The sequence below is a fragment of the Nonomuraea diastatica genome, from assembly GCF_004349015.1.
Taxonomy (GTDB): Bacteria; Actinomycetota; Actinomycetes; order Streptosporangiales; family Streptosporangiaceae; genus Nonomuraea; species Nonomuraea diastatica.
Genome location: NZ_SMKP01000255.1, coordinates 1 through 12,667, shown reverse-complemented (window position 1 = coordinate 12,667; position 12,667 = coordinate 1). Strand labels below are relative to the sequence as shown.

The following is a 12,667-nucleotide window of genomic DNA, read 5'->3' as shown; positions in this document are numbered from 1 at the left end:
CGCGCCTGGTCCGGCGGTACCGCCCGGGCCAGGGCGACAGGTCATCACCAAGGCACAGGTGGCCAGTCTCAAACTGGGTCAGACCCTGGCGTGGCGGGCGGTACCTCACCAGTCTCACAGTCCTCAAACGATCTGTGGTCCTATGGGTCAAGGACTCGCTGAACCGATAACCGTGGTGGAGTTCATCGAGTCCCAAAGGGCCGAGTTTGGTGTCCCCCACACGATCTGCTTCCGTGCGTTGGGAGTGTCGCCCTCGTGGTTCTACAAATGGAAGAACCGCAGGCCAACAGCTCGGGAAGAGCGGCGTGCCCGGCTGGATGAGGAGATCAAACGGCTTTTTGCCGCCTCTGGTGGCACCTACGGGTCGCCCCGCATCACCCAGGACCTGAGGGCCGCGGGCTGGAAGCTGTCAGAGGGCGATTTGAGAGTTCATGCCCGTGATGTCGCAGTGTGGTTGAGTGAATCTGTAGCGTTATGCCTGCCTGGTGGGCGTGGGTGTGTTGGGATGGCGGCGTGAGTGAGCGCAAGCCATACGCGAGCGACTTATCCGACGAGCGGTGGGCCCTGATCAAGCCGGTCATCACGGCCTGGAAGGCCGCGCACCCCTCGGTCAGCGGCCACCAGGCGGATACGAGATGCGGGAGATCGTCAACGCCCTGCTGTACCAGAGCCGCACCGGCTGCCAGTGGAGCATGCTGCCGCATGACCTGCCACCTCGTAGCGCAGTGGTCTACTACTACACCGTCTGGCGCAGGGACGGCATCGACAAGACCATCCATGACCTGCTGCGGTTTCAGGTCCGGGAGAAGGCGGGGCGATTAGCCGACCCGAGCCTGGTGGTGCTCGACACCCAAAGCGTGCGTGCCGCGGCCGGAGTGCCCGCCACCACCACCGGCCGGGACGCGGCCAAGAGGGTCCCCGGACGCAAGCGCGGGCTGGCCACCGATGTGCTGGGCCTGGTCATCGCCGTGGTGGTCGCGGCAGCCTCGATGCACGACAACGCCATCGGCAAGGTGCTGCTGGACCGGGTCGCCGCCGCCAGCCCGCCCGGCAGCGTCCAGACGGCCCTGGTCGATCAAGGCTTCAAGAGCAGCGTGGTCGCCCACGGCGCCACCCGCGGCATCAACGTGCAGATCGTCGAGCGTAACCCCGCCCGGGCCGGGTTCGTCCCCCAGCCCAAGCGGTGGGTGGTGGAGCAGACCTACGGCACGATGTCCCTGCACCGTCGCCTGGTGCGCGACTACGAACACCATCCGGCCAGCTCCGAATCGCGGGTGTACTGGGCGATGACCGATGTGATGACCCGCCGGCTGACCGGCACCTCCGCCCCTGCCTGGCGCGAGACGTGAGCGGGCACGCCGATCCCGGCACCTGGCTGCTGGAACGAATCGACGCCCGCGAGAAGGCGCTGACCGGACAGGCCGAGCAGATGCGTGCCCAGATCGACGAACTGACCGCCCGCCTGCGTGACCTCGACCAGGACATCGAGCACCTGAAGATCAGCCGCAAAACCTTGCTCACCCTCGCCGAGGAGCCTGACCCGGCACCCTCGCCGCAACCGGCTCTCGTGCTCCCCGACCACCCCGCCTACCAGCAGATCCTCACCATCCTGGCGGACACCGGACAACCCATGCGCGCTCGAGACCTCTGCCTGGCCCTGGACCTGCCCCTGGCGCGAAAGAACGTCGAGAACACCCGAGCCAAGCTCAAACGCCTGGTCAGCCTCGGCGTCCTCGCCGAAACCGAGCCAGGATTGTTCGCTCAACCACGCCCGTAACCCCGAGTTGCCCACTTCGACCAGCCATCTCACGCAGTGCAAGCGATCAAAGGGACATCAACTCGCGAACCGCCCTCTCAGAGAACACCGTGGCCAAGCGGATGGCCGAACTCGGCTTGGCCGGCCGCAGGCCGAAGAAGCCGCGCTCGCTGACCCGCCAGGGCAAGCGGCCGGCCGCGCCGGATCTGGTGCGGCGGAAGTTCACCGCAGTCGCTCCGGACGTGCTGTGGGTCGGCGATGTCACGATGATCCGCACCGATGAGGGGCCGCTGTACTTGGCTTCGGTCGAGGACCTGTTCTCCCGCCGGCTGCTCGGCTACGCCATGTCGGAGCACCATGACGCGGCGCTGACGGTCGCCTCACTGCAGATGGCCATGGTCACGCGCGGTGGTGACGTAGACGGGGTGATCTTCCACTCCGATCGCGGATCGGAGTACACAGCTGCCCGCTACTAGGCCGAATGCCGCAAGCACGGGGTGGTGCAGTCGATGGGCCGGGTCGGGTGCGCGCTCGACAACGGAGCCGCCGAGTCGCTCAACAGCACCCTGAAGGTCGAGTTCGTATACCGGCACCGCTTCCGCACCCGAGCGGAGGCCCGGTTGAAGATCGCGACCTGGATCGCGGACTTCTACAACGTCAAGCGCAGGCACAGCGCCAACGACGGGCTGCCGCCTGTCACATTCGAGCGTCAGATGATCGAGAAGCGGCAAGCATCAACGGCCCTGCTGAGGGCCGCTGTGGCATAGAACCGTCTCCACGATTTGAGGGGATTGACACCGCACACGCGCGGCCTGCGTCTCCAATCATTCACCCACTCACCTAGCAATCATGCTTGCCTCCCGCGAGGCTGGCGCCGCCTGTTCGCCATCTATCTGGGCGATTACGGCCCGGGCGGCCTCACTCTTCAGGCCGCCGCACCGGATGAGCTGTGAGGGCTCATGGTCCGGGTGGCGCCGCCCGGATGGCAGGCCGACACCCTGCTCCTCATCTGCGCCGGCGGTGTCCGGTATCTGCCCTCGTGCTGCTCAACGCCCTGGCGAATCGGCCCAGCGCCGCTCCACTCTCCCAGAAGGAGCCCGCCCCGTAGCACCCAGTACCGGGGCGGCCGACGGCCATCTCCTCGGGCAGCGGGCAAGGCGAGACCCCGGTGGATGAGGTCGTGCAGGAGAACGCGCGGCCCTCACCCCGCACGGCTGCGTTGGAGCCGCGTCCATGTGCGGGTGTGTCCGCTGTCGCCGCCCGCCCGCCACATGCTGAGCGTTGTGGGGGGCACGGCCCGCACGCCAACTCCGTCGGGGGAGGGTCTGGCATCAGGAGATGACATGCGAGAACCCACCCACCGCGATACGCCGATTCTCGACGCGAGGTCGCCATGATCGATAACCACACCACATCGCCCCCGGCTGGAGTGAACCCGAGCACACCCAGCATCGCCCGGGTGTACGACTACTTGCTGGGTGGTAGGGACAACTTCGCCGTCGATCGACAACTGGCCGAGCAGGTCTTGAAGGTGGCTCCGAACGCGCGGACTACGGCCCAGGCGAATCGCAGCTTCCTGGTTCGTGCGACGGAAGCCGTCGTCCGGGCCGGCATCGGGCAGTTCATCGATCTGGGTATCGGCATCCCGACGTCGCCGAATGTGCATGAGGTGGCGCAGCGGATCAACCCAGACGCGCGCGTGGCGTATGTGGACAACGATCCGATCGTGCTGGTCCACGCCCGCGCCCTGCTGTCCAGGATCAGGTCGGATGTGATCACGCTCAAGGGTGGCCTGCGAGACCCGAAAGAGATCTTGGATCGCCCCAAGCTACGTGCTCACATCGATTTCGCTCAGCCGACCGCGTTCCTCTTGGTGGCGGTGCTGCATCTGTTGACCAACGAGGACAGGCCGGAACGGCTGATGGAGGCAATCCGCGACCGGATGGCGCCCGGCAGCTATCTGATCTTGTCGCATCTATGGGACGACCCGGACGGTGTCGCACGGGCAGGTGCCGGAGAGTACGCGCACCACAAGGCCAGTGCTTCGGTTGTGCCCCGGACGAGGGGGCAGATCCAGCTGTTTTTCGACGGCTTCGAGTTGGTCGAGCCTGGGCTGGTGTTCCTGGATCAGTGGCGGCCGACGCAGAGCATGATCAACGCGGGGGCTGTGGTCGATTTGGCCGGAGTGGTCGTCGATCGGGTTGAAGCTGTTGAGGTGCTCATTCAGCAGGTGATTGCTCAGCTCCTGGTTGCGGCGATGAACTTCCGTTTGGTCGTCGACGCCGAGGAAGCCGAGTAGCGCGGCCAGATCGTCGAGCGTGCGGGGCTTGTAGCGGCGCCAGCTGGTGAAGAACTCCGGCCAGTCGGTAATGGCCGCGAGTTGTCGGTGCGACAGAGTGACCTGAGGGCTGGGCTCGAGGCCGCTGCCGTTGTCGGTGAAGGTGAGCGTCCACCAGTCGTCGGGCCGGTCGGGGTAGCGGCCGGTGACCGCCAGCTCGTTGTAGGTGCGGTAGTAGATCAGGTTGAGCTGGGCCGCGGGGCCGGGTGCGGGGCCGGCGAAGTTGCCGCGGACGTCGATGCGGAAGCGGAATGTGTTGGTCACCGTGAGTCGCTCCGTGCGTCGGTGGGTGAAGGGGTCGTCGGGTCTCCGGGTGGGGGATGAACGAAAAAGCCCTCGGGGAGGGCAGGTGTGTCCCTTGGGGGCTCGTCTCCCGCGGGTGCTGTGAGCCATCCCCGGGATTGTATTTACTATTATAATACATCGTTCGGTGGGGGAAGGGGTTCCTCCGGGTGTCTTGGGTGCCCGTCATACGGCAGGGCAACCCCAGTCCAGGCGGCGGAGCGCCAGATGGGCGTCTCGGTGAGCGCCTCGAGGTCGGGCGCTGGTGACCGTGGCCCGGGTGGCCGGCTCGTGCTGGCCGTGGCGGTGCAGTGTCGCGGCCATCCCGCGGTGATCTGGCCGCTGGCGCGGAAGACGGTGTCGACGTCGCGGGCCGCGTGCTGCAGGACGTCGGCGCCCCTGTCTGCCCTGCTCCGCCGGGCCGAGCCCTGCCGCGGCCAGGGCCGAGTTCGGCTTCCGGTCCGCCGGCGCGCGGCCGGCGTCGTGGTCGCCGCGGATGCCGTCGGCCGCGGGACGGCCAGGCTCACCGGCGGGCCGGCGCCAATCGGGCGCAGTCTGCGGGGAGAGGGAGATGGGAGAACGGAGAAGGTGGAGCGCCCGCGTGCCTGCGCTTTCGGACCGCGCGATGTGAACGCTGACGTGGCTCTGGGCGCCTGACCTCTGAGCCGCTCGGGGTGGCCGTCGCGTGCCGCGTTCGGCGCAGAGCTGGCGGTCGATACCCCGGGCTATCCCGTCCCGTTTCTTGCCTCGGGGGGTCGCGCGGGGTCTGCCGGTGCTCGGCTGCTGACCATTCTCGCGGTCTGGGAGGGGCTCGTTGTTGCGACCCTGAAGGGGTCAGGGTCCCGGCGCGCGGGGATGGCAATGCTGTCAGGCCATCGCAGGCCCGGCCCTGCCTGGTTCGGTCCCGAAGGCGTCACCGGCGCCTGCGGGAGGCCTCGCCGGGCTGCCTGAGCTACTGGGTGCTTGGCGAGTGAGGCGGATGCCGCGCATCTCCATCGTGTTTCTCTCAGCCCGCCACATTTATATATTAGTACATCATCAATGTGGGTGTCCGATCCCGCTCGCGGCTTTGGCTCTGCACCGGTCTCCACCTGCCCGGCCCGCGGCTGCTGCCGGCGAGACCCCATCACCTGGCATGTGGCTGCAGACGAGGGCGGGCGTCTGGGGCATCGAGGGGCGCCGGCTCACCGGCGGCCGCGGCGGCCGGCTTTACTCCTCGTGAGTTCGAGGTGGCGGGGCGCGGCCACGGGAGTGTTCACGCCAGTGGTAGCGCTGGCCGCACGGTTATGGCCGCATGCGCCTGGCCGGAGATGAGCACGGTAGAGGTGCATGCACGAGGTGAACGCCGAACGCCGCGGCGGCCGCGGGCTCCGCCGGTGAGCTCGGCGCCGCGGCCGGCTGCTGCAGCTCCCGGTGCGTGCCGTCGCGCTCCAGGATCATGACCAGGTCTAGCGGACCGCCTTGCTCACCAATCATCCCCGCGTTGCCGGGTGTGTGTGGGTGACCGGCTCGAACAGGACCTCGGCGAGCGGCGGGTGCCGTCCTCCGGCAGGACGGGCCCCCAATCGCCGGTCTCGAAGGACGGGGACGGCCGGCCCGATTCCGGCTCGTGCCCAGGTGAGGTACCCCCAGGTCGGTGACGCCCGTCATGCCTTTCGCCGGTGTCGGTGTCGGTGCTTCCACGGGCTGGTCGCGGCGTCATCCAGCTCGAGCGCGACCGGGCTGACCTGCTTGTATCCCTTACAGCCGAGGATCACGTATGGGCCGACCAGCCGGGTGCCGACCGTGACGCGGTCGGGTCGCCCGGGTCGGGTCTGCCGTCGCAGTCGTGGCACCGTGGGGTGAGCCAGGCGACGATCGCCTCGGCCCTGGCGGGCTCACGCAGCGCCTCGGCGACGCTGTCGATGTAGGCGAGGTCGGGACCGTGCAGGTAGCCGGCGGGGGGACCTGAGTATCGCGATCATCGCCCCTCCTGCGGAGTCGGCTTCCTGGCCGGGCCGCTCGTGGCTCGCGCGACCACCGCTGCCGCGTGACGGTAGCTGATGTCCAGCGCGGCGGCGACGTCGGGGGCGTGGCGCCGTAGCGGCCATGGCGTGTGCGCGCCGGCGCTGGTCGGCGGCCAGGTCGTGGCGGACAAGCCCGCCGGTTGCTCCCATGGCGCCGCGCGCTGGCGGCTGGTAGCCCTCGATGGGCGCGACCGTGAGGTTCAGTCCCAGGCCGACCCCGGCGAGGTATGCCTTCAGCGTGGCCAGGCAGACGGACTGGCTGTCGTCTCCGCGCTCGGCGAGGGACCCCGAGCCCGAGACGGTCCGATGGGCAGCCCTGACAGCGACCTGCTTGAAGGACGGCTTGAGCCGCGTGCGGCGGGCCCTCCCGGCGAGGATGAGCTGCCGCACGTGCTCCTCCTGTTGCGCTGCGGTCATCACCCCGCCTCCCGGCCGGCCTCAGGGATGAGCTGCGCCACGGTAGGTGAGGAGGCAATCAGGCGATCACCTCGTCGCCGACCTGGGCCGCCGCGAGCTCCAGCACCCGCTGGATGTCGGCGGCGCTCAGGTCCCGGTCGATGCATGGTGTCAGCGCGGCCGTCACGAACTAGAGCATCTCCCACGCCTCGGCGAGGTCGCAGCGGACGCCGCGCCGGGTGATGATGAGCTTCGCGAGCTGGTGGGCGATGTCGGCGACCCCGTTGGGCGCGTCCGTGATGACAGGGCCGGGCTGGTTGTAGTGCGCCGTGATGCGGTCGATTTCGACCTTGGAGAGACCCATCAGCGGCCTGACTTCCGGTTACGCTCGTTGGCGATCTCCCTGCCTTTCAGGGGGGAGGATCTAATGAACATTAGAATGCATCGATAATGCTTGGTGTCAGGTCCCTGTGGCGATCGGGTCTGGTCCGTCGGGGACCACTGCGCCAGGCAGTCGTTGCGGCGGTTGTGACGTCCAGCTGGGCCTGGGGCGGCGTGTCGGCGGGCACCACTGGCGAGCGAGGCGACGGGCCAGGCTCCGGGTTTCTCCGCGATGGGCGGCTCGGGAGCCCTCAAGCACAAAGAAAGGGAACGTCGCGGGTGGCGCTCGTCCCGAGCGTCGGGGTCCTCGAGGGGCGCCGGCTCACCGGCGGCCGCGGGCAGTGTTGCCGGGCCCGCCTCGTCGATCGCTCGGCCGTCGAGATGGGGCAGGCGCGCGCGTCACGCGGTGGCCGTCGGGTCGCCGGCGGCCGCGGCGGCCGGCCCCACTCCTCGTGAGGCGAGGCGGCTAGGCGCGGCAACGGGAGTGTTGTGACGGTGGTGGTGTTGGCCGCGTGGTCATGGCCGCATGCGCCTGACCAGAGGTGAACGAGGGAGGGGCGAGCGAGGTGAACGCCGGCACCGCGGCGCCGAGCCCACCGGCGACCGCGGCCGGCGTTGGACGGTGCTCGCAGGGTTGTCTCGTCTCGCGACGCGTTGCCGTGATGGGGCGAGGGCTGGCTGTGTCCGAGGCATGGTCGGCGCCGGGCGCCGCGGCGGCCGCGCGGACCTCGCCGGTGAGCTCCGCTGAGGGCTCAGAACCGGCTCACTTCTCCCTGGTCTGGAGCGTGTGCCCAACCTTCAGGCTCTGTTAGCCGCACAGCCTGACGATTCGGGACGAGGAAACCCACCCGCCCCAACACCTGGGCGTCGCGGGCGTCCTCATCCTCCAGCTCCACGAAGGACGGAGACCGACGACCGCGCCGGCACCGCCCCCGACGGCAGCTGCCACCCGGGGACCCAGCGCGCCGTCGGTCCGGATCGACTCGACACAAAGACCTTTCCGGACATAGCCGGGGAAAAGATTCTCTGAGGAAGAAAGATTTCCGGCGGCACTATCCGTAACCAAGGCCCTTTGAATTTGTTCCCAGCGCGGCGGGCGCCATGTCGGGGATCTCCGCGCACGGCTTCATCCCTGGCCGTTGCTGCCCTCACGCCTTGTCCGACGGCGCCTCGCCGGTGAGCCGGCCACGCACTGACGACCACCCGGGCACGCAAGCCCGCCGCTGGACGAGCAGACATCGCCTTGTGGACGCCATCCTGTGGCCGCGCCGCCCCCCACGCCCCGGCGGGCCAGGCGCTCCCACAACACGCCACCAGGTCGTGTACGCGACCGCTGGACTCGTCGGTCTGCGGGCTGGAGGCGGACCTGTCCCGGCGTCAACCGCAGTCGCATCGAGCGCCACGGTGGCCGGAGACGGTGGCCGGAGGCCGGATCCGCCGTACCGGATCAGTCATATGGGCGCCTCAACCGCTCGATGTCGTCTGGGCGACATCACCAGGACGACCCTGGGCCCTACCGCGGCCGCCTTGCCCGCGACCGCGGACGAGCCGGCGCGCCTCGAGGGCGCGGGCCACCTCGAGTCCCCGCAACGGGAGCCGGCCGACGGCGCCCCCCGCACCCGGAGTCTGCTCTGCCAGAGAACATCGTCCCCGGCGCCACGTTCAGCGGCCCTGGCCCCGGGGTGCAGCGCCGCCGCCTTTCCGCTCCACCGCGTACAGGCGAACGCGGCCGGGCGTACCGTCCTGTCAGCTCGGGCTGGAGCCGGCCGCGAACTCACCGGCGCGCCCGGCGGCGCCGGGCCGGCTGCGGCGGCTCGCCCGGCTCGGAAACTGGAGTGCCCGGTGCTCGATGCCCCGGCGCGGGAGGCGTCGCGGTCGTCGACGACCCGTCGCCGGACCACCTCGTGGCACCCGGAGGATGCGCATCACGTGGCCCCGGTCTGGGTGTCGTCCCGCTCGATCGTCACCTCGCTGCATTTCTGGGGGCACAGGTCTGCCCCCTGCAGGTCGTCGATCTCATCGACCGATACATAGAAGGCGCGGCCGGAAAAGGGGCACCAGTCGTCGATGTCGTTGGTGTGCTCGGCCAGTGTCACGCGGACCTCATCCACCTCGTTCACCTTCACCACCTCGTCTGCTGGACGACTCGCTCGTCGCGCCGCAGCCCGCCCGGGACTTCTCCTTCCGTTCGTGCTGGCGGCCCTCCGGCCGCGCAGCGTCGTTCGGGAGAGCGGGGCCAGATGCTTTCCCCTGGACCCGGTGTGCGGCGCGACCCTCAAAACGTCATATGGATGTATTATAATATAAAAACTTCACACAGAAGAGGTGATCCCGATGCCGATTCCCATGCTCGACCACCCCGAAATCCTCGACGAACCTCACGGCCAGCAGCCCGGCAGCACGCTCCGCGATCAGGTCCGCGACGAGATCATCCCCGGCTTGGCCGGGCAAGCCGGGGACTTCGAGGGCGCCCACCGGTTCATCACTCAGCTCGCGGGCGTGCCCGACACCCACGACTGGAGCGGCCGGGCCGCGCAGGCCCACATGCTCCTTCTTCTCCACGTCGGTGCCCTCAACCCCGCCTGGACTTTCCAGCAGGTCGTCGACCACTGCGCCCACCTGATCGATACCGCAGACCCCGACCAGGACGACGACGAGCCCACCGACGCCTGAAGGCCGGGCGGTGAAGGCCGGGCGGAGACACCCTGGGCCCTGCCCACCGGCGCCCGTTAGCGTCCGACGCGACGCGCTATCCCATGCTGGGGTGCGCGAGAGCATGACCAGCCCATGAGGGCTCCGGCACCGCGGCGCCTGGTTGCCGGAAAGCCGGCCTGGCCCACGCCCCCTGCCCACCCGGGAACCTCGCACGGTCGCGGTTCGGATCGGTCCTCGCCTCGGCGGGGTACCACCACGACGCCCGTTGCTCACAAGTCGCCGAACACCGCTCCCGTCGGCCTCCGCCCTGGCTCGGCCTCCGCCTGCTCTCGATTCGGCAGTCGGGTGCGGCCGGTGAGCCGGTCCTCGCCCCGTCCTTGGCGCGCAAGCCGACCGCCGTGGCGTGCCGCAGCGCGGGGCCCTCTCCGCCAAGGATGGGCACAGACGTGAGACCTGAATCTGCCGGTGTGATCCGTGGCCGCTGGACGGAAGAGCGCGACGGAAGAGCGCGACGGAAGACGATGCCCGCACACCCGCTCCAAAGCGGATCGGCCCAGCAGTTGCGCCTCTGCACGTGGACTCGTCGGCCTGCGGGCTCGAGGCGAAACCCTGACATAGCCGCGCGGCTTCGGTCGCCTGGCGAGCCAGTCCCGGTCCGCCCATCCGCAACCCGGAATACCGCTCCCGGTCGGCGCCGGCCTTGTCGGCCGGCCGCCCCGCCGCGTTCTGCCGCCGCCGCGGCCGCCGGTGAGCGCCGGCCCCGCGGCGCTGGCGCGCATCAACGAACCGGCCGGCGGTTCATCCTCCTCCGGCCCGACCTGCGCGGGCCCGATCGCGTGCCGAGCTCGCTTGGGCCGGGTGGGCCGGCCGTCCGCGCCTCCGGTCCGTGTGGGCCGCATGAATGGGCGTGCGCTGGCGGTGCACGGTACGCGTGATGCCGTCGGCGGGCAGCGGTGTTGCGGCGCAGTGGGCTGGTTTAGGAGCCGGGGGAGAGGCGGCTGTCGTGAGGGCCGAAGGCCGCGGGGGTGATTCACCGGCGGCCGCCGGCAGCTCGTGCATGGCCGGTGCGCGGTTCAGGGGCGGGCCCGGGCTGCGGCGCGGTGCTGGTTGGCCGGTGCTGGTTGGCCGGTGCTGGTTGGCCGGTGTCGGTCGTCGCCCGTGCTGCGGTGGTCACGCCTGCGGCAAAGGTCGGCGATGTGACCATTCATGGCCGGTGGTGAGGGTCACGATGCGGGCAATGGTGGCGCGACAGGGTGCGGGCGAGAGGTAACCCGCCGGCCCAGGCTGTGGTCGCCGGCGGAGGCGCCTTCGTGGTTCCCCTGCTCTCAGCTCACGGGGGGTAGCTGAGAGCAGGGATCCCCCCGAGTGTCGACCCCTCCCCGTTTCGACCCGCTCACCCCGGGATGGGGTGTATGCGGCCCAGGGGAGTCATCATGCCTGCCTGGAGTATTCATCAGGGCGACGCGCTTGCCTGGAGTATTCATCAGGGCGACGCGCTTGCCCTGCTGCCTGCCGTGCCTGCCGGTTCCGTGGGGTTGGTGCTGGCCGATCCGCCGTACAACTCCGGCGGCCGTACCGGGGCCGAGCGTGCCGTGCAGAGTGCCCGCGACAAGTACGTCTCCGGCGATGCCCGCCATGACCTGGCCGACTTCGCCGGTGACAATCGCGATCAGCGCTCGTTCGGGTACTGGCTGACGCTCGTGCTCGGTCAAGGTCTGTGCCTGGCCCGCCCGGGCGCCTCCTGCCTGGTGTTCTGCGACTGGCGCCAGACCGCTATCACCAGCGACGCTCTTCAGGCGGCGGGTTGGACGTGGCGCGGCATCATCCCGTGGCGCAAGCCGATCAGCAGGCCGCAGCGCGATGGATTCCGCCGCGAGTGCGAGTACATCCTGTGGGGCAGCTACGGCGTCCCGATCCGCCACGACACGCCGATCTACCTGCCGGGCCTGGTCGAGGGCTCCCAGCCCCGCGGCCGAGCGCGGCGGCACATCACCCAAAAGCCGGTCGAGGTGCTGCGCCAGCTCGTGCGCGTCTGCCCGGAGGGCGGGACGGTTCTTGATCCGTTCGCGGGTGCGGGCTCCAGCGGCGTGGCCGCCTTGCTGGAGGGGCGTGACTTCATCGGTGTCGAGATCACCGAGCACTACGCCGCTATCGCCCGTGAGCGACTGGCCGCCACGGAACGGACGTTGGAGCGAAACGTAGAAGCGGCCCGCTGCTGATCGCCGCGGCCAGGTGACGGCTCTGGCCATCGCGCTGAGGAACCGATTGGCCGAGGCCGGCAGGGTCGCCGGTGAGCTCGGTGCCGCGAGCCGGCAAAAGAGCCGGAGGCCGAGACCATCAATGAAGGCCTCGTCCCGGAACGCCGTGTCCACGCCCGCTGGCCACCTGGTCAGGTGGTATTCGAGTTCGCGCGTGAAGCGGGCCGGGGCTACGGATGCCCTCCGATGCCTGGCGACTCGCCGGCCGCCGGGCTCACCGAAGGCCCGCGGCGCCCACAAGCACTGGCCGATTACCTCCATCGCCTGACACGCATCCACTTCACCGCCGAGTGGCTGCGCCCCCTGCGGGCCGGCCGATACGGTGCGCGGCTGGCTGCGCCGGTTCTCCTCCAGAGCCGAGCGGCTGCGGGCGGCGTTCACCGCGCTGCTGGTGGCGTTCCTGGCCGAGCCCGCGATCCTGCCGGCTTGGTCCGCTCCGCCGGCGGACGAGATGGGCGCGGTGATGGTTAGTACGGCAGCCGCATTTCGCTGTGTGAGCTGGGCTGATGCGTGGAGTCGATGCGATCTTGTGATGGCTTTCGGCGCTCATGAGAGCAGCCGCCCATGATCATGTCTGTGTGAAGAGAACAAGATC

General features: G+C 69.5%; 11 protein-coding genes. 8 read left to right on the top strand and 3 right to left on the bottom strand.

The genetic code is table 11. The features are described from left to right. Nucleotides 1-142 precede the first annotated feature (142 nt). The 6 genes from E1294_RS58630 to E1294_RS47700 all read left to right on the top strand — a co-directional run bounded on the left by E1294_RS58630 (nt 143) and on the right by E1294_RS47700 (nt 4,055). Entirely contained in the window at nt 143-517 is a 375-nt protein-coding gene (locus E1294_RS58630; RefSeq protein ID WP_425465275.1) for an IS3 family transposase, read from the top strand. Nucleotides 518-557: 40 nt separating this feature from the next. Further along, complete coding sequence (locus E1294_RS47720; protein ID WP_281284618.1) at nt 558-1,349, top strand: IS5 family transposase; 792 nt, start codon at nt 558-560, stop codon at nt 1,347-1,349. After that, a complete protein-coding gene (locus E1294_RS47715) occupies nt 1,346-1,777 on the top strand; it encodes a hypothetical protein (RefSeq protein ID WP_132518733.1) in 432 nt (143 codons plus the stop codon). The genes E1294_RS47720 and E1294_RS47715 overlap by 4 nt, the downstream gene beginning before the upstream one ends. Before the next feature lie 101 nt (nt 1,778-1,878). Then, nucleotides 1,879-2,232: a DDE-type integrase/transposase/recombinase gene (locus tag E1294_RS47710; protein WP_132518731.1), complete on the top strand. Its 354-nt coding sequence runs from the start codon at nt 1,879-1,881 to the stop codon at nt 2,230-2,232. 21 nt (nt 2,233-2,253) lie between these two features. Beyond that, on the top strand, nt 2,254-2,523 hold the full coding sequence (locus tag E1294_RS47705) for an integrase core domain-containing protein (RefSeq protein ID WP_342775155.1): 270 nt from the start codon (nt 2,254-2,256) through the stop codon (nt 2,521-2,523). Nucleotides 2,524-3,149: 626 nt separating this feature from the next. After that, the gene (locus E1294_RS47700; protein ID WP_132518727.1) at nt 3,150-4,055 is read left to right on the top strand and encodes an SAM-dependent methyltransferase; all 906 of its coding nucleotides are present in this window, start codon (nt 3,150-3,152) and stop codon (nt 4,053-4,055) included. Nucleotides 4,056-6,336: 2,281 nt separating this feature from the next. Here the strand turns inward: E1294_RS47700 and E1294_RS53755 are convergent. The 3 genes from E1294_RS53755 to E1294_RS47695 form a co-directional block, all read right to left on the bottom strand. Continuing rightward, a complete protein-coding gene (locus tag E1294_RS53755) occupies nt 6,337-6,513 on the bottom strand; it encodes a hypothetical protein (protein ID WP_165977895.1) in 177 nt (58 codons plus the stop codon). Between the two features lie 455 nt (nt 6,514-6,968). Continuing rightward, nucleotides 6,969-7,142, bottom strand: coding sequence for a hypothetical protein (locus tag E1294_RS53750; protein WP_165977894.1), 174 nt, complete (start codon nt 7,140-7,142; stop codon nt 6,969-6,971). Between the two features lie 1,942 nt (nt 7,143-9,084). Beyond that, on the bottom strand, nt 9,085-9,279 hold the full coding sequence (locus E1294_RS47695; RefSeq protein WP_132518725.1) for a hypothetical protein: 195 nt from the start codon (nt 9,277-9,279) through the stop codon (nt 9,085-9,087). Between the two features lie 214 nt (nt 9,280-9,493). Between E1294_RS47695 and E1294_RS47690 the strand changes: the two genes are divergently transcribed. Together E1294_RS47690 and E1294_RS47685 are read left to right on the top strand one after the other, a co-directional pair. Next, entirely contained in the window at nt 9,494-9,832 is a 339-nt protein-coding gene (locus tag E1294_RS47690; RefSeq protein WP_132518723.1) for a hypothetical protein, read from the top strand. A 1,415-nt stretch (nt 9,833-11,247) separates the two neighbouring features. Then, nucleotides 11,248-12,033 carry a DNA-methyltransferase gene (locus E1294_RS47685; RefSeq protein ID WP_132518721.1) on the top strand — a complete coding sequence of 262 codons (786 nt, stop codon included), beginning with the start codon at nt 11,248-11,250 and terminating at the stop codon, nt 12,031-12,033. The last annotated feature ends 634 nt before the right edge of the window (nt 12,034-12,667 follow it).

Bases quoted from the DNA above. Each gene is read 5' to 3' on its own strand.
- E1294_RS58630 (WP_425465275.1), top strand. From the start codon at position 143: ATGGGTCAAGGACTCGCTGAACCGATAACCGTGGTGGAGTTCATCGAG.
- E1294_RS47710 (WP_132518731.1), top strand. From the start codon at position 1,879: ATGGCCGAACTCGGCTTGGCCGGCCGCAGGCCGAAGAAGCCGCGCTCG.
- E1294_RS47700 (WP_132518727.1), top strand. From the start codon at position 3,150: ATGATCGATAACCACACCACATCGCCCCCGGCTGGAGTGAACCCGAGC.
- E1294_RS53750 (WP_165977894.1), bottom strand. From the start codon at position 7,142: ATGGGTCTCTCCAAGGTCGAAATCGACCGCATCACGGCGCACTACAAC.
- E1294_RS47690 (WP_132518723.1), top strand. From the start codon at position 9,494: ATGCCGATTCCCATGCTCGACCACCCCGAAATCCTCGACGAACCTCAC.
- E1294_RS47685 (WP_132518721.1), top strand. From the start codon at position 11,248: ATGCCTGCCTGGAGTATTCATCAGGGCGACGCGCTTGCCTGGAGTATT.